At 71.5% G+C, this 19,159-nt stretch carries 19 protein-coding genes; 9 read left to right on the top strand and 10 right to left on the bottom strand.

What is annotated here, in order from left to right; translation table 11 throughout:
- The first annotated feature begins 211 nt into the window (after positions 1 to 211).
- From HEP85_RS31810 to HEP85_RS31825, 4 genes are all read left to right on the top strand, one after another.
- Complete coding sequence (locus HEP85_RS31810; protein WP_168530953.1) at positions 212 to 751, top strand: GNAT family N-acetyltransferase; 540 nt, start codon at positions 212 to 214, stop codon at positions 749 to 751.
- A gap of 442 nt (positions 752 to 1,193) precedes the next feature.
- Positions 1,194 to 1,949 (top strand): hypothetical protein, encoded by a 756-nt coding sequence (locus HEP85_RS31815; RefSeq protein WP_168530954.1) that lies wholly within the window; start codon positions 1,194 to 1,196, stop codon positions 1,947 to 1,949.
- 229 nt (positions 1,950 to 2,178) lie between these two features.
- Positions 2,179 to 2,484: a 4a-hydroxytetrahydrobiopterin dehydratase gene (locus tag HEP85_RS31820; RefSeq protein ID WP_168530955.1), complete on the top strand. Its 306-nt coding sequence runs from the start codon at positions 2,179 to 2,181 to the stop codon at positions 2,482 to 2,484.
- Between the two features lie 5 nt (positions 2,485 to 2,489).
- Positions 2,490 to 3,239 carry a class I SAM-dependent methyltransferase gene (locus HEP85_RS31825; RefSeq protein ID WP_168530956.1) on the top strand — a complete coding sequence of 250 codons (750 nt, stop codon included), beginning with the start codon at positions 2,490 to 2,492 and terminating at the stop codon, positions 3,237 to 3,239.
- Here HEP85_RS31825 and HEP85_RS31830 read toward each other — a convergent pair.
- On the bottom strand, positions 3,217 to 3,687 hold the full coding sequence (locus tag HEP85_RS31830) for a hypothetical protein (RefSeq protein WP_168530957.1): 471 nt from the start codon (positions 3,685 to 3,687) through the stop codon (positions 3,217 to 3,219). The genes HEP85_RS31825 and HEP85_RS31830 overlap by 23 nt on opposite strands.
- Positions 3,684 to 4,145 carry a hypothetical protein gene (locus HEP85_RS31835; protein WP_168534213.1) on the bottom strand — a complete coding sequence of 154 codons (462 nt, stop codon included), beginning with the start codon at positions 4,143 to 4,145 and terminating at the stop codon, positions 3,684 to 3,686. Before HEP85_RS31835 ends, HEP85_RS31830 begins: the two co-directional genes overlap by 4 nt.
- Before the next feature lie 201 nt (positions 4,146 to 4,346).
- Between HEP85_RS31835 and HEP85_RS31840 the strand changes: the two genes are divergently transcribed.
- Positions 4,347 to 5,291, top strand: coding sequence for a YafY family protein (locus HEP85_RS31840; protein ID WP_168530958.1), 945 nt, complete (start codon positions 4,347 to 4,349; stop codon positions 5,289 to 5,291).
- A gap of 176 nt (positions 5,292 to 5,467) precedes the next feature.
- On the opposite strand, the gene HEP85_RS31845 is transcribed toward HEP85_RS31840, so the two are convergent.
- The gene (locus tag HEP85_RS31845) at positions 5,468 to 6,238 is read right to left on the bottom strand and encodes a phytanoyl-CoA dioxygenase family protein (protein ID WP_248002143.1); all 771 of its coding nucleotides are present in this window, start codon (positions 6,236 to 6,238) and stop codon (positions 5,468 to 5,470) included.
- Positions 6,239 to 6,378: 140 nt separating this feature from the next.
- Between HEP85_RS31845 and HEP85_RS31850 the strand changes: the two genes are divergently transcribed.
- A complete protein-coding gene (locus HEP85_RS31850) occupies positions 6,379 to 7,290 on the top strand; it encodes a trans-aconitate 2-methyltransferase (protein WP_168530960.1) in 912 nt (303 codons plus the stop codon).
- A gap of 113 nt (positions 7,291 to 7,403) precedes the next feature.
- Positions 7,404 to 8,105 (top strand): SDR family oxidoreductase, encoded by a 702-nt coding sequence (locus HEP85_RS31855; protein WP_168530961.1) that lies wholly within the window; start codon positions 7,404 to 7,406, stop codon positions 8,103 to 8,105.
- Positions 8,106 to 8,215: 110 nt separating this feature from the next.
- Here HEP85_RS31855 and HEP85_RS31860 read toward each other — a convergent pair whose 3' ends face one another.
- The 5 genes from HEP85_RS31860 to HEP85_RS31880 form a co-directional block, all read right to left on the bottom strand.
- Positions 8,216 to 8,917 (bottom strand): glycoside hydrolase family 75 protein, encoded by a 702-nt coding sequence (locus HEP85_RS31860; RefSeq protein ID WP_168530962.1) that lies wholly within the window; start codon positions 8,915 to 8,917, stop codon positions 8,216 to 8,218.
- 212 nt (positions 8,918 to 9,129) lie between these two features.
- Entirely contained in the window at positions 9,130 to 10,014 is an 885-nt protein-coding gene (locus HEP85_RS31865) for an aldo/keto reductase (protein ID WP_168530963.1), read from the bottom strand.
- Between the two features lie 202 nt (positions 10,015 to 10,216).
- The gene (locus HEP85_RS31870; protein WP_168530964.1) at positions 10,217 to 12,043 is read right to left on the bottom strand and encodes a long-chain fatty acid--CoA ligase; all 1,827 of its coding nucleotides are present in this window, start codon (positions 12,041 to 12,043) and stop codon (positions 10,217 to 10,219) included.
- Between the two features lie 445 nt (positions 12,044 to 12,488).
- Positions 12,489 to 13,022: a GNAT family N-acetyltransferase gene (locus HEP85_RS31875; protein WP_168530965.1), complete on the bottom strand. Its 534-nt coding sequence runs from the start codon at positions 13,020 to 13,022 to the stop codon at positions 12,489 to 12,491.
- 67 nt (positions 13,023 to 13,089) lie between these two features.
- Positions 13,090 to 13,992, bottom strand: a complete 903-nt coding sequence (locus HEP85_RS31880) for a LysR substrate-binding domain-containing protein (RefSeq protein ID WP_168530966.1) — start codon at positions 13,990 to 13,992, stop codon at positions 13,090 to 13,092.
- Between the two features lie 135 nt (positions 13,993 to 14,127).
- On the opposite strand from HEP85_RS31880, the gene HEP85_RS31885 reads away from it, so the two are divergent.
- Positions 14,128 to 15,201 (top strand): bile acid:sodium symporter family protein, encoded by a 1,074-nt coding sequence (locus HEP85_RS31885; protein ID WP_168530967.1) that lies wholly within the window; start codon positions 14,128 to 14,130, stop codon positions 15,199 to 15,201.
- Positions 15,202 to 15,354: 153 nt separating this feature from the next.
- Here the strand turns inward: HEP85_RS31885 and HEP85_RS31890 are convergent, their stop codons facing one another.
- Complete coding sequence (locus HEP85_RS31890) at positions 15,355 to 17,244, bottom strand: exo-alpha-sialidase (protein ID WP_168530968.1); 1,890 nt, start codon at positions 17,242 to 17,244, stop codon at positions 15,355 to 15,357.
- Positions 17,245 to 17,610: 366 nt separating this feature from the next.
- Here HEP85_RS31890 and HEP85_RS31895 point away from each other — a divergent pair, with 366 nt between their 5' ends.
- Entirely contained in the window at positions 17,611 to 18,153 is a 543-nt protein-coding gene (locus tag HEP85_RS31895; protein ID WP_168530969.1) for an isochorismatase family protein, read from the top strand.
- Positions 18,154 to 18,297: 144 nt separating this feature from the next.
- Here the strand turns inward: HEP85_RS31895 and fdhD are convergent, their stop codons facing one another.
- On the bottom strand, positions 18,298 to 19,155 hold the full coding sequence (gene fdhD / locus HEP85_RS31900) for a formate dehydrogenase accessory sulfurtransferase FdhD (protein ID WP_168530970.1): 858 nt from the start codon (positions 19,153 to 19,155) through the stop codon (positions 18,298 to 18,300).
- Positions 19,156 to 19,159 lie beyond the last annotated feature (4 nt).

Consider the following 19,159-nt stretch of genomic DNA (forward strand, 5'->3'; position numbering starts at 1 on the left):
GTTCCGGTCAGCCGGAACACCTTGTTGAGGCTGATCGCGTCGCTTCCGGACCCCGCCACCGCATTACCCCGCGTGGTCGGCATGGACGAGTATGCCCAGCGCAGGGCCCGGCCCCGTTGGTGAGGGTGGGGGCCGGACCGATGGGTCGATCCGCGGGTTGATCGGTCCACGGGTCTTGATCGTTGCCGAGCCTGCTGATTGGTTGGTCGGCGTGACTGAACTCGGACCCGTCGCCTGGCCACCTGCCCCGATCAGGACCGAGCGGCTCGTGCTCCGCGAGCCCGAGGCCCGGGACCGTACGGCGTTCATCGAGCTGCTCACGTCGCCGGAGGTGCACACCTACCTCGGCGGCCCCCGGCCGCGTGACGAGCTTGAGCGCGAGATGTCCGGGACGCCCGAGCGGTGGCCCGGGAGCTTCGTCGTTGATCTCGACGGGTCGATGATCGGCCAGATCCTGCTCAGGAGAGCAACAGGGCACCGTCGCCCGGCTGCCGCGGGGAAGGTCGATCTCGGCTACCTGTTCCTGCCGCGGGCGTGGGGATTCGGGTACGCCGCCGAGGCGTGCATGGCGGCACTCGGCTGGCTCGCCGGCGCGCTTCCCGGTGAGCCGGTGGTGCTCACCACCCAGACGGCCAACGTCGGCTCGATGCGTCTCGCGGCGAAACTGGGGTTCACCGAGGTGGAGCGGTTCGAGGCTTGGGGCGCCGAGCAGTGGCTCGGCATGCGGTCCCCGGTCACGCCGTCCGATTGAGTACGTGCCCGACGGCGAGTTCCCCAACTCGACAGCGCTGCCAGGCCGGAGCCCAGCGCTACGGAGGCCCGTGAACATCTCACCAGGCGGAGACAGCCGAACGCCTCCCGAAATCGGGGGCCGTTCTCATGTGCGCTGTCCGTCAACCACCGTGACTCCCCGTCAGTTACCCATCGATCGCGCACGGCAAGGGGACGAACGCCTCGCTGTGTCACCAGGACTCGGCCTGCAGGAAGAGCGTGATCACCTCCACAAAGAACCAGACGGAGAACACCAGACACGCAATCCACAGCCCCCACAAGACCCAACGAGCCTCTCGTCGTATGCGCATGAGCGGATCATCCCCCGTCGCGGTCCTGGCCCTGTCACCGGACATGCCGGCCGGCACGCATCCACAGTGATCGACAGGTCGGCGAAAGCGCGCTTGCGGCAGTCTGCTTGGATGCCGGAGGTGACGACGAGTTCTTCTGTTCCGCCTGCGCACGACGCCGATTCCGACCGCCTGAGGGCCCTGCTGGAACGTGCCGCCACGGGCCGGGACAGTCAGGCCTGGAGCGATCTCTGGACGGAGCTTTACCACAACGGCTCTCTGGATGTCGCCCATCCGCTGGTGCTGCCCACACTGGCCGACCTAGCGGAGACCGGCAAAGCCGACGAGGCGGCTTCGGCCCTCCACCTGGCCGGCGCCCTTCTCGTCCAGGCCGACCAGCGGTACGAAACCCGGAACCTGCGGCACCAGTACACGCCGGAAGTGGCACGCCTACTGGGCGCCGCAAACCGATGGCGGCAGGTCACCGCCGCCCGGAACGACTACTGCTATCTGGTTGAGGCGGTTCTGAACCTGGAGGGCGACATCCATTGGGCCGAGGGCTTGGTCCGGGGCGTCGTCAGTGAGGAATACGAGCTCGAGTGCCCCGACCCCGACGGCTGCGCGTCGCTGTGGGTGATTTTCGGAGAGCGAGGCTTCTTCAGCACGGCGGAGGACTACGCCCTCTCCGACGACGTCGAGACCCTTCCTCTCCATCCAGCCGATCCTCGCGCCCTGGAAGGTCTCGGCCGGCGCCTCTACGACCTCGCCCTGGCCGACGGACATGAGGAAGTCGCGCGCGCCCTGACCTATGCCTTCGGTGAGGCGACCTGCCCGGAGTGTCGGCAGCGCTTCTCCGTCATCGGGCAGGTCGTCACAGCTTCCAGCTGAGAACCGCGTCGATATGGCGGGATGTGAACCCACGATCTCTTCGTCCCGAAGCGACTTGGGTGGGCGTACCGCCGAAGATGTCACTCAGTCGGTCGCGTGTGGAAGCCGCCCGGCGAGGCATGGGCGGGGCAGGGGCGGTGGGGCGGGGAACCCGGTGACGGGACCGGGCCCAAGGACTGTGGCACGCTGGGAAACAGCCCGCCCCCGCGCTGTACCGAAGGAGCAAGTCATGCCCGTCGAGCCCCTGGCGCAGAAGGAGATCGAGACGCGCCTGTCGGACCTGCCCGGCTGGTCGCTCGACGGCGACCACCTCACCCGCTCCTACCGCCTGGCCTCCCACTCCGCCGCCACCGCGATGGTCGTGCACATCGCCCAGGTGCAGGAGGAACTCGACCACCACTCCGACCTGACACTCGGCTACGACACGGTCACCCTCACCGTGAACACGCACAGCGTCGGCGGCGCCGTCACCGACCTCGACTTCGCGCTCGCCCGCAGGGTGGAGAACCTCGCCCCGGGACACGGCGCCGCCTGACCCGCATGCTGGACTACGAGAAGGAAGCAGCAGCCTACGACGCCAGCCGCGGCGGTGAACCCCGCGCCGAGGCGGCCGCGAACGCGGTGCTCGGCCTCGTCCCCGAGGACGCGCGCGACCTGCTCGACACGGCCTGCGGTACGGGAACGGTCACCCGCCGCCTCGCCATCGCACGCCCACGGCTGCGGGTGACGGGCGCGGACGCCGCGCACAGCATGACGCGGATGGCCGCGGCACGGCTCCCGGGCTCCGTGATACGCGCCGACAGCCGCCGACTGCCCTTCGCCGACGCCTCGTTCGACGCCGTCACCAGCGTATGGCTGCTGCATCTGGTCGACAGCGGCGCGGACGTCCGGGACATCGTCGCCGAGTGCGCACGGGTACTGCGTCCGGGCGGGGTGTACGTCACCACCGTCGACAAGGCCGCCGCGCACGACGTGGGCAGCGACATCGACGCCGTACTCGCCCCGCGACCGCGACGGGCCGCCCGGGACGCGGCGGACCAGGTGACGGCGTACGCCGGCGAGTACGGCCTCGTCCCGGCCGGACGGAGCCGGTTTCGGGGCCATGGGCAGGGCCGCAGCCCGCGCGGCACCGTGGCGGACCTGCGACGCGGCTGGTTCACCCGGCTGGCGCCCGGCGAAGTGCTGACGGAGCACTTCGTCACCCTGCTCGAAGCACTGCCCGATCAGGACGTCCCGCGCCCCGAACCGCGGTTCGCGCTGCGCGCGTTCAGGAAGCCGCCGGCCGGGTGAACTCCATGACCCAGTTCGTCACCCAGGTTCTCTCCCCGTCCACGGAGAAGGCCTGTTCCCAACGGGCCGTGGCCGCGGAGATCCCCGACCACACGAACCGCACCCCCACGTCCTTCCCGTCATGCGTGTCCTCCCCGTGGAACACCCCGCGTCCGTCGCTCCCGAACGCCCCGGTGACCGGCGGGAACAGCTTCCCGCCGCGGCTGGAGGACCAGTTCAGCGACCACTCCCGTGCCGCCGGGTCGAACAACCGCAGGGTGAGCCCCTTCCAGCCCTGACCCGGCACCGCCATCTCGTCGATGTTCGCGGCCCCGTCGAACAGACTCCAGCAGCGGCTCGTGGCCGGGAACTCCTCCCAGTCGTTGCCGTCGTCGAGGAAGTCCGCCAGACGCCGGTTGTGGACGTTCCAGTCGCCGTGCAGGAAGTCGAAGTCGTGCGGGCCGCTCATGAACGGTCTCCCGTCGTGCCCCCGGAAAGCGAGTCGGCGAGGTAGCCGGCGAGGTCGGGGGCCGTGGGTGAGAGCAAGTGCCTGACCCAGGCGTCGCGTTCGTGCAGGATCGGCGGCAACTCCCAGACGCAGCCGATCCAGGGCATCGCGAGCGTCCCGAAGTGGGTGGGGTCCCGGTCCGGGCAGCCCAGTACCGGCTGGCCCGCCGCCGCGCCCCGGAAGTGCAGGACGTTGTCCCACACCCAGCTGTACGCGTTGAGGTAGGCGCCGTCGTCCCCGCCCCGGTGCAGGACGACGAACGACGCCGGCGGGGTGCCGTCCGGCTCCGGCAGCAGGGCCGGCAGCAGCGCGTACGCCGCCTCCTCGACCTCGGGCGCGATGCCCGCCGGGTCGGCGGTGACGTGATAGCGCTTGATCCACCGCCCCGCCACCTCGATGGGCGGCGCTACGGTCAGCAGCTTCTCCCTGAAGCCCGTGGAGCCCGTGGAGCGCGCGGAGGCCGCGGCGTCCGCGGATGCCGTGGACGGCGCCGCGGTCGTGGCGGTCGGAGGGTTCGTCGGTGACCCGGGACGCGCCGTACTCGTCGAGGTCTCTGGATTCGTGGGGGTCGTCGAGGTCATGGCAGGACGGTAGAGCCGCTCCACTGACATCCTGTGTCAGTGAAGTCCAGCCGCCTGGTGTCCATTCTTCTGCTGCTGCAGACCCGCGACCGCATGACGGCCGCCCAACTCGCGGAGGAGCTGGAGGTGTCGGTACGGACCGTGTACCGGGACGTGGAGTCACTGCACGCGGCCGGTGTACCGCTCTACGGCGACGCGGGCCACGCGGGCGGCTACCGGCTCCTGGACGGCTACCGCACCCGGCTCACCGGACTCACGGCCGGGGAGGCCGAGGCGCTGTTCCTCGCGGGCGTGCCCGGCCCCGCCGCCGAACTCGGGCTCGGCCGGGTCCTCGCCGCGGCCCGGCTGAAGGTCCGTGCGGCCCTCCCGCGTGAGCTGCGTGCCCACGCCGACCGGATCAGCGACCGCTTCCACCTCGACGCGCCGGGCTGGTACGCGGACGCCGACGACATCCCGTACCTCCCCGCCGTCGCCGAGGCCGTCTGGAACGGCCGCGTCCTGAGCGTCCTGTACCGGCGGTGGCGCGAGCCCACCGATGTACGGCGCCGCCTGGAGCCGTACGGCCTGGTCCTGAAAGCGGGTCGCTGGTACGTGGTGGCGGGACCGGGGCCGCGTACCTTCCGCGTCGATCAGATCCTCCAACTCGACGTCTCCGAGGAGGGGTTCACGCTCCCCGAGGACTTCGACCTGGCCGCGTACTGGACGGCCTACCAACGGGACTTCCACGACCGGCTGCACCGCGGCGAGGCGGTGATCCGGGTGGCGCCGGGAACCCGGCTCACCGGCGCGGCGGGCGACGCTCTGGCGGCGGCCGGCGTGCGGGAGCCGGACGGTTGGACCCGGGCCACCGTCCCGATCGAGTCCGTGGACCGTGCCCATGACGAGTTCCTCGCCCTCGGAGCCGGAATCGAGGTGCTGGAGCCCGTCGAACTGCGGGACCGGATCGCGCGGACGGCTGCGGCGCTGGCCCGGCTGTACGCGTAGAGCTCGGTCACCGCCGGGTTCCTGGCCCCATGGCCGGGGAGCAGCCCCGCGCCGACGTCGTTCCCGGCTCAACGGGACGGTGTGCGACGCCGACCGGGATCGGTCGCCGCCTCCGCCGGAGCCGCCGTCGCCCGGCAGGGCGCCCGAACTGCGCCTCCTCGGCGATCCGCCGGGGGTCAGGCCTCCTGGGACAGCCCCCGGCGGATCGCGGACTCCACCGCCGAGTAGCCGCCGTCCGCCCGCTCCAGCTCGTGGGGCACCGCCGGGTACAGGGGCGGTTGCGCCATGAGACGCGGGCGCGTGCCGTGGTGCGGCTGCGCCGCGTGCACCAGGAACGGGTGACAGAGGTACACGTCGCCGGGCCGTCCGGTGGCCAGGGCGAGCGGGCGGTGGGCCGACGCCGCGGCCACCTTCGGACCGAGTTCGAGGAACGAGGCGCCCGCCTCGCCGTAGGGCTCCAGGACCGGCGGCACGTCGAGGTGCGAGCCCACTCTGACACGGGTCGGGGCGTCGTCCTCGGTCACCTCGCTGAACAGGAAGAGCATCAGCAGCGCCCGGCCCCGTGAGGAGAGGTTGGAGTGGTACAGCGACTGGCCGTCCGGGAGATAGCTCCCCTCGATGTGCCACCCCGCGTCGTCCGGCTCGTCCGGGTGCGGGAACCGCAGCGGGAAGCTGCCCAGTGCGTACCGTGGCTGCCAGCACCGCTCACCGACCAGCAGGTCGAAGGCCCGGTGCAGCGCGGGGGAGTTGGCCGCGGCCGCGAACGGACCCTGCGCCATGCTGCTCACCCAGCGCACGGGGTCCTCCCAGGTGCCGGGGTCGTCCGGGTCGTACCCCGTCTCCTTCCACAGCAGCCTCGCACCGTCCTCGGCGACGCGTGGGGGGAAGGCGCCCTCGATCCGCACGAACCCGTCCTCGAGGAACCTCTCCACCATGTCGTCGTCCATGGGGCCATGCTCGGGGACGGGCCGTCCCGGGCGCATCGGATTTTTCCTGCCGCCGGATTTGCTGTTCGAGCAAGGCCATTGGCCGTTTCCGGGAGCCGTGGAGCACGCTGTGCTCCAACCCGGACGAGAGGCCGACCACCATGGCGCACGAGCACGAGAACATCCAGCGGCACGAGCACGAGAGCGCTCCCCGGCACGCCCATGACCACATCCACATGGACTTCGCCGACATGGTTCCCCTGCTGGAGCAGGAGGCGGAGCTGTTCAGCCCGCTGTACACCGAGGCGGCGGCCTGGCTGAGGGAGCAGCGGTCCGGGACCGGGCTGATAGTGGACGCCGGCAGTGGCCCAGGAGTCATCTCGTGTCTCCTCGCGGACGCCTTCCCCGCGGCGCGGGTCGTCGCCGTGGACGGTGTGGAATCCCTGCTGGAGCGCGCCCGCGCCCGCGCCGGCCGGCTCGGCGTCGGTGACCGCTTCAGCACGGTGCGGGCAGACCTCGCCGACGGACTGGGGGACGTGGAGTACCCGGCCGACCTGCTGTGGGCCAGCAGGTCCCTGCACCACGTAGGCGACCAGGGCGCCGCGCTCGCCGGGTTCGCACGTGCTCTCGCGCCCGGCGGCACGCTCGCCCTCCTGGAGGGCGGTCTGCCCCCGCGCTACCTCCCGCGCGACATCGGTGTGGGCCGCCCCGGTCTGCAGTCCAGGATCGACGTCGTCCACGACGAGTTCTTCGACCGGATGCGGGCCGGGCTACCCGGAGCGGTGGCGGAGACCGAGGACTGGCCCGCCCTGCTGACGGCGGCCGGTCTGCGCCACACGGCGACCCGGACCTTCCTCGTCGATCTTCCCGCCCCGCTGTCGGACGAGGCCCGCGCCTTCGTCGTCACGGCCCTCACCCGCCTGCGCGATTCCCTCGGCGAAGGACTCGACCCGGACGACCTCGCCACCCTCGACCGGCTGCTCGACCCGGAGGACAAGGCGGGCGTGCACCACCGCCCGGACGTGTTCCTGCTGACGGCGCACACGGTTCACGTCGCGGTGAAGCCGGAGTGACCCGGGCCGGCGGGCACGCGCCCGGCCGCTCGGGCCGCCGCGGCCGTCCTTGACTTCGAGAGCGCTTCAACTGGTGTACTCCCGTGGTCGATCGGATCCACACGGGGGTATTCATGAACGACTCACCTGTCGCGCTCATCACCGGTGGCGGAAGCGGTATCGGTGCCGCGGTCGCGCGCCAACTGCTCGATGCCGGGCACCGGGTCACGGTCACCGGGCGGGGCGCGGAGCGACTGCGTACCTTCGCCGAGGAACTGGGCCGCCCCGAAGGGCTGTTGACGGTCGTGGGCAACGCGGCCGAGTACGACGACGTGCGGGCGGCGGTCGAGTCGACGCTCAAGGAGTTCGGCCGCCTGGACACCGTCGTCGCCAACGCCGGTCTCGCCACGCACGATTCAGTCGCCGGGGGCGACCCGGCCGGCTGGACCGAGATGGTGCTGACCAATGTGCTGGGTCCGGCGCTGCTGATCAGGGCCTCGATCGACGCCCTGAAGGAGACGAGGGGCCGGATCGTGCTCGTCGGGAGCGTGGCGGGCCACGTCCACACGCCGGGCAACATCTACGGCGCCACCAAGTGGGCCGTGACCGGGCTCGCCGAGAACACCCGCCGGGAGGTCACCGAGTTCGGTGTCGGCGTGACCCTGATCTCGCCGGGCCGGGTGGAGACACCGTTCTGGGACAGCTACGGGAGCCTTCCGCCCGGTGATCTCCTGACGGCCGAACAGCTGGCGGAGTCGATCGTCTGGGCGATCGGCCGGCCCGCCGGCGTCGATGTGAACACCGTGGTGGTACGGCCGATCGGTCAGCCCGTCTGACGGGCGCGGGAGCCCCTTCGGGGCGCGGGCCGGTGATCCGTGCGTGTACGACGGGTGGGCGCCGCACCGGCCCACGACACCCGCGCCCACCCGTCGAGCCTGCGCGGCCCTCAGTTGTTCTGCAGGAACTGGTTCGCCAGGGAGTCTCCGAGCGACACGGCCGCGGTGTGACTCTCGATCGGTGACACCTGCGAGTTCTTGAACAGGATGTACGTCACGCCGGAGTCCGCGCCGCCGGTCTCCGGGTCGGGGTCGATACCGAGGGCCTTGGCCGTGGCGTACGAGGCCTCACCGATGATCTGTGTCGGCCCGGTGTCGCCCACGACGGCGTACTCGACCTTGTTGTTGTAGATCACCGCGACGACGCCGCCGCCCTTGATCCCGTAGCTCGTGTACTTCCAGATGCTGCTGGTGCTCGGCACCACGACGTACGGCAGCGACTCGGCCCGCAGCGGCTTGCCGTCGGACTGGTGGAAGGCGGTGTCGTCCTGGAACCAGGGGTCGGCGTCGCCGTTGCACTGGGCGGTGACCTGGCCGTCGCAGTCGATGTCCATGTCGGCCTTCCAGAACACGGCGCCGTTCTTGCCGCACACGGGGATGGTGGCCGAGGTCTCGTCGTCGGTCTTGTACTTGCCGCTCGATATCTGGGAACAGGACGTCACCTTGGCGAGCAGGGCGGACGCGCTGACCGAGCCCTCCTGGGCGGAGGCGGGGGATGCGGCGCCGGACGGGGCGGCGGTGGCCGGGAGTGCGGCGGTGGCGAGGAGCGCGGCACCGGCGACGGCCGCGAGGGTCAGTGTTCGAGAGCGCATGTGGGGGACCCCTCTGTTAGGAAAGTTTCCTTACCGGGTTGCCGTACAAGGTGGCCCTGTTTGCATGACCCCGTCAAGACCTTCGGCGGAGTTGGTCCGGTCCAGGAATCGGAGGGAGGGGTGTTCCGGGGGCTGACGCTGGTTCAGGGGGTCGGAAAGCCGCCGGCCCGGACACGCGGGGCGTGTCCGGGCCGGCGGAGGAGTCGGGCTGGTCAGCCCACGTCGAAGGCGGCCGGGTCGGGACCGATGCGACGGTCCTCGTTCAGCGCGCTGATCGCCGCGATGTCCTCGGCGTCGAGGGAGAAGTCGAACACGTCGATGTTCTCCGCGATCCGGGCCGGGGTCACGGACTTGGGGATCACGACGTTGCCCAGCTGGATGTGCCAGCGGAGCACGATCTGTGCCGGCGTGCGGCCGTGCTTCTGGGCGATGGCGACGATCGCCGGCACCTCCAGCAGACCCTTGCCCTGGCCGAGCGGGGACCAGGCCTCGGTGGCGATGCCCTGCTCCGCGTGGAACTCGCGCGCCGCGCGCTGCTGGAGGTGCGGGTGCAGCTCGATCTGGTTGACGGCCGGGATGACGGACGTCGCCTCGATCAGCTTCTCCAGGTGTTCCGGAAGGAAGTTGGAGGTGCCGATGGCCTTGGCGCGGCCGTCGGCGTGGATCTTCTCGAAGGCCCTGTACGTGTCGACGTATCGATCCCGGGACGGCAGCGGCCAGTGGATCAGATACAGGTCCACGTATTCCAGGCCGAGCTTCTCCAGGGAGGTGTCGAACGCGCGGAGTGTCGCGTCGTACCCCTGGTCGCTGTTCCAGAGCTTGGTGGTGACGAAGAGGTCCTCGCGCGCGATGCCGGAGGAGGCGATCGCCTTGCCGGTACCCTCCTCATTGCCGTAGATCGCCGCCGTGTCGATGCTGCGGTATCCGCTCTCCAGCGCGGTGGCGACGGCTCGCTCCGCCTCGTCGTCCGGGACCTGCCAGACGCCGAAGCCCAGCTGCGGCATCTCGACGCCGTTGTTCAGGATGATCGGGGGGACCTTGCTCACGAGCTCTCGATCCTTCAGTCGTCGGGTGGTACTGCCATGGTCAACGATCATCGGCCCTGATGCATTCCTGACCGGCTGATTCCCGGCGGATTGACGACGGGGCCCGGAGATTGGCCGGAAATGAGCCCGGCGGTGGGGGCGCGGTCGTCGACGGGGGCGAGGGAGGCGGGTCGCTTCCGGACGGAGCGGGGGATCACCCGGGTCGGGAGCGGGAAGGACGGGAAGGGAGGGTAGGGCGGGAGAGCGGGGGTCCCTATGCCTGGTACAGCGCCTCGACCTCCGTCGCGTACGCGTTCTCGATCGCCTTGCGCTTCAGCTTCAGCGAAGGCGTCAGCAATCCGTGTTCCTCGGTGAACTGGTGGGCCAGTATCCGGAAGGTGCGGATCGACTCGGCCTGCGAGACGAGGGTGTTGGCCGCGACCACCGCGCGCCGCACCTCGGTCTCCAGGTCCGGGTCGTGCACCAGGTCGGCGGTGGACAGCGGGGGCTTGCCCCGCATCTGGAGCCAGTGTTCGACGGCCTCCCCGTCGAGGGTGACGAGCGCCGCGATGAACGGCCGGTCGTTGCCGACGACGATGCACTGCGCGACCAGCGGATGATCGCGCACCCGCTCCTCCAGGACGCCCGGTGAGACGCTCTTGCCGCCGGAGGTCACCAGGATCTCCTTCTTGCGCCCGGTGATGGTGAGGTAGCCGTCCTCGTCGAGGGAGCCCAGGTCGCCGGTGGCGAGCCAGCCGTCGTGCAGGGTGGCGTCGGTGGCCTTGGGGTCGTTGAGATAGCCCTGGAAGACGTTCCCGCCGTTCAGCCAGACCTCCCCGTCGTCCGCGATGTGCACGGTGGTGCCGGGGATCGCCTGGCCGACGGTGCCGAACCGGGTGCGCTCGGGCGGGTTGGCGGTGGCGGCCGCGGTGGACTCGGTGAGCCCGTACCCCTCGTACACGGTGACACCCGCGCCCGCGAAGAACAGCCCGAGCCGCCGGTCCATCGCCGAACCGCCCGACATCGCGTGTCTGACCCGGCCGCCCATCGCGGCCCGCACCTTGGAGTAGACGACCTTGTCGAAGAACTGGTGCTGCACCCGCAGGGCCGCCGAGGGGCCCGGTCCGATGCCCCAGGCCTTCTCCTCGACCGCGTCCGCGTAGCGCACGGCGACCTCGACGGCCTTCTCGAACGGTCCTGATCTGCCCTCTTTCTCGGCCTTGCGGCGGGCGGCGTTGAAGACCTTCTCGAAGATGTACGGCACCGCGAGGAAGAACGTCGGGCGGAACGCGGCCAGGTCCGGCAGCAGGGCCGCCGCGTTGAGCTGCGGCTGGTGGCCGAATTTGACCTTCCCGCGGAACGCCGCGATCTGCACCATCCGCCCGAAGACATGCGCGAGCGGCAGGAACAGCAGAGTGGACGCCTGGTCACCGCGCCGTGAGTGGAAGACCGGCTCCCAGCGCTCGATGACGGTGTCCGCCTCGAACATGAAGTTCGCGTGCGAGAGGACACAGCCCTTGGGGCGCCCGGTGGTGCCCGAGGTGTAGATGATCGTCGCGATGGACTCGGGCGTGACCGCGCGCCGGTGCCGGTGCACCACCTCGTCGTCGAGGTGCGCGCCCGCTTCGTACAGCTCCTGCACCGCGCCGGCGTCCAGCTGCCACAGCTTGTGCAGCTGCGGCAGCCGGTCGACGACGGTGGCGACCGTCATCGCGTGGTCCTCGTGCTCCACCATGACCGCCGACACCTGGGCGTCGTGCAGCATCCAGAAGACCTGCTCGGCGGAGGAGGTCGGGTAGATGGGCACGACCTGAGCGCCGATCGTCCACAACGCGAAGTCGAAGAGTGTCCACTCGTAGCGCGTGGGGCACATGATCGCGATCCGGTCCCCGAACCGGATGCCGTGGGCGAGCAGGCCCTTGGCCAGGGCGAGGACCTCGTCACGGAACTCGGCCGACGTCACGTCGCGCCACTGTCCCTGCTCGTCCTTGCGGCCGAGCGCGATGTGCAGCGGATCCTCCTTGGCATGGTCGAACACGACGTCGGCCAGGCCGCCCACCGGCGGCGCCGACGCCAACGGAGAGTTGGTGAACTCGCGCAATCCCGCTCCTAGTGGCGCTCCGCACAGCGCCGTGAAAGCTACCCCACCGGGCCGCCGGACGGGAGGGGCGCCGGAGTGGGGGAGCACGCGGCGTCCGCACAGGTCAGTCACGGAAATGCCCGCACATGGGGAAGGGTCGGACAGAATCCCTTACGGCTCCGTAGGTTTCGATCCCGTAATCTCCACGGAATCTGTACGACCTGACGGCGCCTCGGCGACAGCACGCCGGGTGCCGGATTTGTCGGCCTCGCGCCCCGGCGGGAACACGTGCGACGGCCCCGCCGGGCAGGGACGCGTGCGAGGGGTTCCCGCCGCGTCGGCGGCGTGCGGCGGCCCCGGCCGGGTGAGCGCGGCGCAGGGCCGGGCACGGGGCCGGGCCGGGCACGGGGCCGGGAAAGGGTCGGGGCCGGGCCAGGGTCAGGGGCGGGCGAGGGCCAGGGGCGGTCTACCCCTGGAACTCCGTCAGGTCGATCCCGAACACCCGCAGGTCGTTCCCGTGCACCGGATCCTGCGCGGTGCCCTCCGGCCGCATGTCGAGCTTGCCCAGCACGTTCGTGGAAGCGGTGTCCCCCGTCCGGCACACGGCGACGACCCGGTCCAGGCCGCGGTCCTGAAGGGCGAACTCCAGCGCGCCGTGGGCCGCCTCCGACGCGTATCCCTGCCCCCAGAACGCCCGCCCGAGCCGCCAGCCGATCGCCACCTCGCCCGCGATCGCGGACGGGGCGTCGGCCAGGTACAGCCCGACCGCTCCGGCCAGCTCCCCGGAGCCCAGGAGCTCGACGGCGAAGATCCCGAAGCCTTCCTCGTCCCACTCCTCCTCCCAGGCCTCGATGTCCTCGGCGGTCTCCTCCAGGGAACGCGTCGCGCCGTCGCCGATCCACCGCATCACCTCGGGGTCGGCGTGGATCTCGGACAGGGGGACAAGGTCGTCGTCCAGCCAGCGGCGCAGGAGAAGACGGGGGGTGTGGATCTCGCTCATGGCCCCATCCTGCCGACACGGGGGCGCGAGGGCGAATGACGGCGGGATCAGCCCGGTGGCGACGGGATCATCCAGGTGGCGGCAGCGGGCGGCCCCGCGGCCTCGGCTGTCCCCGGTGCAGCCGGTCACCGCCGCCCAGGATCGCCGCCGCCAGCGCGTCCGCCGCCTCCTGCGCGGACGCCTGGCGCTGTCCGTGCACCAGGACGAAGTCGACTTCGCCGAGCTCCGGCAGTCCCGCCCGCTCCGGGACCGTGACCAGGCCGGGCGGTACGAGCCCCCGGGAGTGGGCCATCACACCGAGGCCCGCGCGGGCCGCCGCGACCAGGGCGTTCAGGCTCCCGCTGGTGCAGGCGATGCGCCAGGACCGGCCCTGGCGCTCCAGCGCCTCAAGGGCCAGCGCGCGGGTGATGCCGGGGGGCGGGTAGACGATCAGCGGAACCGGGCGGTCCGGGTCGAGGCGCAGGCGTTCCGCGCCGATCCAGACCAGGCGGTCGTGCCGGACCAGCTCGCCGCGCGGGTCCTCGGGCCGCCGCTTGGCCAGCACCAGGTCGAGTCTGCCCGCCGCGAGCTGCTCGTGCAGCGTGCCGGACAACTCGACCGTCAGCTCCAGGTCCACTTCGGGGTGGTCGTACCGGAAACCCTCCAGGATCTCCGGCAGCCGGGTCAGCACGAAGTCCTCCGAGGCGCCGAAGCGGAGGCGGCCGCGCAGCCGGGTGCCCGTGAAGAACGCGGTCGCCTGTTCGTGCACCTCCAGGATGCGGCGCGCGAAGCCCAGCATCGCCTCGCCGTCCACCGTGAGCTCCACGGAGTGCGTGTCGCGCGAGAACAGCTGCCGTCCGGCGGCGTCCTCCAGCCGGCGCACGTGCTGGCTGACCGTCGACTGGCGCAGCCCCAGCCGCCGGGCGGCCTGCGTGAAGCTCAGGGTTTGGGCCACCGCGAGGAAGGTACGCAGCTGGGACGGGTCGTACACCCTCACAGGTTATCGCGGATCGTGATGTCAGTCAGAACGGTATGACGGATTCCCGATCACGGAAGCGAGGAGGACGATGGAGAGGGCACGACCCGCCTCGGCGGACGATCTACGACAAGCGAGCAGTGGAGCACCGTGAAACGCCTGCAGTGGCCGAGTTGGATGCCGATCGACCCCTACATCCTGCTGTTGCTCGGGACGGTGGGCCTCGCGGCCCTCCTTCCGGCGCGCGGCGCGGGCGCCGATGTCGCCTCGGGCGCGTCCACGGCGGCGATCGCCTTCCTCTTCTTCCTGTACGGCGCCCGGCTCTCCACCCGGGAGGCGATGGACGGGCTCAAGCACTGGCGGCTCCACGTCACGGTGCTGGCCTGTACCTTCGTCGTCTTCCCGCTGCTCGGTCTCGCCGCGCGCGGACTCGAACCGGTGTTCCTGACGCACAACCTCTACACCGGCCTGCTCTTCCTGACGCTCGTCCCCTCGACGATCCAGTCGTCGATCGCCTTCACCTCCATCGCCCGCGGCAACGTGCCCGCCGCGATCTGCGCCGGCTCCTTCTCCTCGCTCGCGGGCATCGTCGTCACCCCGCTGCTCGCGGCGGTCCTGCTCGGCAGCAGCGGCGGCGGGTTCTCCGCGGACTCGCTGGTCAAGATCGTGCTGCAACTGCTGGTGCCGTTCCTCGCCGGGCAACTGCTGCGGCGCTGGATCGGCGGGTTCATCACCCGGAACAAGAGGGTCCTCGGGTACGTCGACCGCGGCTCGATCCTGCTGGTCGTCTACACCGCGTTCAGCGAGGGCATGGTGCAGGGCATCTGGCACCAGGTCAGCGCGGTCCGGCTGGCCGGACTGCTGCTCGTCGAGGCCCTGCTGCTCGCGGTGATGCTGGCGCTGACCTGGTACGGCGGGAAGGCGCTGGGCTTCGGCCGGGGCGACCGGATCGCGATCCAGTTCGCCGGGTCGAAGAAGTCCCTCGCGTCCGGGCTCCCCATGGCCAGCGTGCTGTTCGGCGCGCACGCCTCGCTCGCCGTGCTGCCGCTGATGCTCTTCCACCAGATGCAGCTCATGGTGTGCGCGGTGATCGCGAAGCGCCGTGCCCGCGATCCCGAGGCGATCGAGGCCGCCGGGGACACCCGGACGGGACGGCTGGCCACGGATCGGAACCCGGGCGCGGGCTCACGAACCGCGGTCGGTACGGCGCGGCGTTCCGACTGAGATCCCCCCGCGCCGCCGGGGCGGGCGCGCACGGCCGGGCACGCGTCGCCGCCCTCCCCGTCGTCGTGGGGGAGGGCGGCGAGCGGCACACCGAAGCCGGCCCCGGGCCACCGCCGTCGTCGTACGTGTGCGCCGTCGGGCACGGACGGGACGTCAGCGGCCGCCGCCCACGTGGTCCATCGGCAGATACAGGACGGTGTCCCGGGTCACCTTCCGGTCCGGTGCGGCGGACAGCTCCGCGTCGCTCAACGCCCGGTCGTAGACCCGGACCTCGTCGATCGCTCCGGTGAAGTAGGCCCGGCTGTCCATCCGTTGCCCCACATGCACCCCGAACGGCGAGTTGCGGCTGACCGATCCGGGCACGTCCGGTGTGCTCAGCGACGTACCGTCGACGAAGAGCGTGAGCAGTCCGGCGCCCTGGTCCCGGCGCAGCACGAGATGGTGCCACTGGCCGTCGTTGCGGGCGCCCGGGAGTCGTACGGACGCGGTGGCCGGGGCCGTCGCGCCGTCACGGGTGGTGATCAGCGCGGTGATCCGGTCGGACGCGGGCTCGGCGCGCATCCACACCTGCGGCTGGGTCGTGCCGATTCCGCCCATCCACAACAGCGGCTGCTCCCCGGTGGTGGCCGTGTAGCGGAACCACAGGGACGCCGTGAAGTCCTTGGTGCCGAGCGTGAGGCGGTCCTGGTACGGCAGTCGTACGGCGTCGTCGGCGCCGTCGAACCCCAGGGCGCCGCCCAGGACGCCGGCCGTCTCGTGGGCGCCGCCCAGCACCGCGGCCCGTGCGGTGTGCGGGGCGAGGTCGGCCGTCGTCGGGTCCGGTCCGCGGCGCGGCGTGAGCCAGTCCTCGGTGAAGCGGGCGAAGCGGATCTCGTCGCGCGCGTCGACCGCGCCGCCCTCGTACAGCAGGCCCACGGTGTCACCGCCGATCCGGGTCAGATCCGAGTAGCCGGACCAGTCCGTGGTGACGACCGTGCCGCGGTCCACGCTGTCCCAGGTGCGGCCGCCGTCGTAGGAGGAACGGATCATCATCGTCCTGCGCCGGTCGGGATCGCCGGGGCAGGCCAGCAGGATCCGGTCGTCCAGGCGCAGGACGGAGCCCTGGACCTGGGGTGCGTAGAGGTCCGGGAGGTCGCGGAAGGGGGCGGTGAAGCTGTCGCCGCCGTCACGGCTGACGGTCTGGGTGCGGTGGCCGAGATCGGTGCCGTCCTGCTCGCGTCCGCTGACCAGGACGGCACCGTCGGCGCGCTGGGTGAGCGTCAGCTCGGACGGCTTCTGGCGGAAGGTACCGTCGTCGGCGATCGGCCACGAGTCCGTCGCGCCGATCCTCCAGTGGTCGCCGCCGTCGTCGCTGGTGATGAGGGCGGCGTTGTTGGCGGTGACCCGGCTGCCGTCCCAGGTCTCGGTGTTGACGCCGAAGACGAGGCGTCCGGGGTGCCGGCCGCGGGTCAGCTGGATACCGTGCACGGGGCCGGTGGCGTACCAGGAGTTCCAGTTCGGCGGGAGGATCTCGTCGCTCAGGTCCCGAGGCCGGGACCAGCTGAGACCGTCGTCGTCGCTGTACTGCAGATGCGGGGTGCGGTCGCAGGGGACGTCGCAACCGCGGCCGTCCGTGCGGCCCGTGTTGTACGTCTCCGCCAGCACCACGCGGCCGGTCTCGCGGTCCACGACGGGCGCGGGGTTGCCGTGCGTGTCGCCCGCGCCCTCGTTCACGACCTGGAGCGGGCCCCAGCTGCGGCCGCCGTCCGTCGACCGTTTGACGACGATGTCGATGTCGCCCGCGTCGCCGCAGTCGTGGACGCGGCCCTCGGCGAACGCCAGCAGGGTGCCCCGCGGGGTCCGTACGACGGCCGGGATGCGGAAGCACGCGTAGCCGGGATCCTGGGCGGCCTTGAAGAGCACCTGTTGCTCGAACTCGCCCGGCACGGCGCGCTGTTGGGCTCCGGCCGGGCTGGGCAGTGCGATCAGCGCGGCGGCGGTGAGGGCGGCCGTGAGAACGGCTGCCGCGGTGGATCTCAGACGTGCGCGGAGGCTTGACGGCATGGTGCGACCTGCCCTTCATGCGTCTGGGCGACCTGGGTGTTCCGGAGGTCGGACATCCGACATCCGACGTCCGACGTGCGGGCCACAGACGCTACTTGGGCCCTCAAGCACCCCACAAGGAGCATGCACCGGTCGTGTTCACGCCAGATTTTGCGGGGCTCGCGCCGTGCGGGGCCCGCGCCGCGCGGTTCGCCCACCGCGCGCCGTACGGGACGCTCCCGCCGTCCGGGTCGCGGACGACGAACCGGCCGCGCGCGGCGAGCGGCGACTCGCGGACCCCGCGCCTGACGGCCGAACGGGATCAGTTCATGGGTTTGTTGATCCGGATTTCCGGTACGGACGGCTAAGGACGGCTAACGTTCCGTCATGACCGCACCCCGAACCGCACCCCGCCTCGCCCTCGATCCCGCGCGCACCGCCCTGGTGCTCGTGGATCTGATGGACCGTATCGTCGGGCTGCCCGTGGAACCCCGCGACGGCACCGCAGTCCTCTCCGCCGCCGAGGAGCTGGCGACCGCCTTCCGCAAGGCGGGCGCGCTCGTCGTCCTGGTCCGGGTCGAGCGGCCCGGGGCGGCCGAGCAGCCGCCCGGCAGCGGCCTGGTCGCCGGACTCTCCGCGCAGGGCGACCTGGAGATCGTCAAGCGGTCCATCGGCGGATTCCAGGGCACCGGTCTCGACGACCGTTTGCGGGAACGCGGCATCTCCACGCTGGTGTTCGGCGGAATCGCCACCAACCTCGGGGTCGAGTCCACCGCCCGCGCCGCCGGAGACCTCGGCTACGACCTGGTCTTCGCCGAGGACGCGATGGCCGCCCTCACCGCCGCCGAGCACGAGGCCTCCGTCCGCCTCGACTTCCCCCGGCTGGGCACGGTCGTCACCGTCGGGCAGGTGCGCTTCAGCGCCGGGTGAGTGAGCCGAAGGGGTCCTGGGGCCCGCGCACCGGCCGGCACCCGCCGGGGCGGACCGGGCCCGGACAGGACACAGCGGGACCCCTTCGGCGCAGGGGGCGCTCCCCGCCGGTCGGGGCCCCGCCGCCGTGTCGCGGGGAGCCGGTCAGCCCTGGGCGGCCGCGGCCCGCAGGGCGATACGGTGCTCGCCCGCGTACACGTTCATGGAGGCGCCGCGCAGGAAACCGACCAGGGTCAGGCCCGACTCCGCGGCGAGGTCCACGGCCAGGGACGACGGGGCCGAGACCGCCGCGAGCACCGGGATGCCCGCCATGACCGCCTTCTGCGCCAGCTCGAAGGAGGCCCGCCCCGACACCAGCAGGACGGTCCGGGAGAGCGGGAGCCTGCCGTCCTGCAGGGCGCGCCCGACCAGCTTGTCGACCGCGTTGTGCCGGCCCACGTCCTCGCGTACGTCGAGGAGCTCGCCGTCCTCGGTGAACAGCGCCGCGGCGTGCAGACCCCCGGTCCGGTCGAAGACCCGCTGCGCCGTACGCAGCCGGTCGGGGAGGACGGCGAGGAGTGCGGGCTCCAGCCGGACCGGGGGAGCGTCGTCACCGTCGTCGATGGTCCAGCGCGCCGTCGTGCGGACCGCGTCCAGGCTCGCCTTGCCGCACAGACCGCAGGACGACGTCGTGTAGACGTTGCGTTCGAGGGTGATGTCGGGCATGACGACGCCGGGCGCCGTCCGTACGTCCACGACGTTGTACGTGTTCGAGCCGTCCGCCGTCGCTCCCGCGCAGTAGACGATGCTCTGCAGCTCGTCCGCCCGGCCGAGGACCCCCTCGCTGACCAGGAAGCCCGCCGCGAGCGCGAAGTCGTCGCCCGGGGTGCGCATGGTGATGGCGATCGCCTTGCCGTTGAGGCGGATCTCCAGGGGTTCCTCGGCGACCAGTGTGTCGGGGCGGGTGCTCTCGGCCCCGTCCCGGATGCGGATCACCTTGCGTCGTTCCGTGACTCGTCCCATGTCC

Source organism: Streptomyces sp. RPA4-2, from assembly GCF_012273515.2.
In the GTDB taxonomy this organism is placed as follows: Bacteria; Actinomycetota; Actinomycetes; order Streptomycetales; family Streptomycetaceae; genus Streptomyces; species Streptomyces kaempferi.

What these genes read in the sequence shown, in the direction of transcription:
- HEP85_RS31865 (WP_168530963.1), bottom strand. Translation starts at nt 10,014, where the DNA reads ATGATCGTTGACCATGGCAGTACCACCCGACGACTGAAGGATCGAGAG.
- HEP85_RS31890 (WP_168530968.1), bottom strand. Translation starts at nt 17,244, where the DNA reads ATGCCGTCAAGCCTCCGCGCACGTCTGAGATCCACCGCGGCAGCCGTT.
- fdhD (WP_168530970.1), bottom strand. Translation starts at nt 19,155, where the DNA reads ATGGGACGAGTCACGGAACGACGCAAGGTGATCCGCATCCGGGACGGG.
- HEP85_RS31875 (WP_168530965.1), bottom strand. Translation starts at nt 13,022, where the DNA reads ATGAGCGAGATCCACACCCCCCGTCTTCTCCTGCGCCGCTGGCTGGAC.
- HEP85_RS31825 (WP_168530956.1), top strand. Translation starts at nt 2,490, where the DNA reads ATGCTGGACTACGAGAAGGAAGCAGCAGCCTACGACGCCAGCCGCGGC.
- HEP85_RS31830 (WP_168530957.1), bottom strand. Translation starts at nt 3,687, where the DNA reads ATGAGCGGCCCGCACGACTTCGACTTCCTGCACGGCGACTGGAACGTC.
- HEP85_RS31815 (WP_168530954.1), top strand. Translation starts at nt 1,194, where the DNA reads ATGCCGGAGGTGACGACGAGTTCTTCTGTTCCGCCTGCGCACGACGCC.
- HEP85_RS31845 (WP_248002143.1), bottom strand. Translation starts at nt 6,238, where the DNA reads ATGGACGACGACATGGTGGAGAGGTTCCTCGAGGACGGGTTCGTGCGG.
- HEP85_RS31850 (WP_168530960.1), top strand. Translation starts at nt 6,379, where the DNA reads ATGGCGCACGAGCACGAGAACATCCAGCGGCACGAGCACGAGAGCGCT.
- HEP85_RS31895 (WP_168530969.1), top strand. Translation starts at nt 17,611, where the DNA reads ATGACCGCACCCCGAACCGCACCCCGCCTCGCCCTCGATCCCGCGCGC.
- HEP85_RS31860 (WP_168530962.1), bottom strand. Translation starts at nt 8,917, where the DNA reads ATGCGCTCTCGAACACTGACCCTCGCGGCCGTCGCCGGTGCCGCGCTC.
- HEP85_RS31820 (WP_168530955.1), top strand. Translation starts at nt 2,179, where the DNA reads ATGCCCGTCGAGCCCCTGGCGCAGAAGGAGATCGAGACGCGCCTGTCG.
- HEP85_RS31855 (WP_168530961.1), top strand. Translation starts at nt 7,404, where the DNA reads ATGAACGACTCACCTGTCGCGCTCATCACCGGTGGCGGAAGCGGTATC.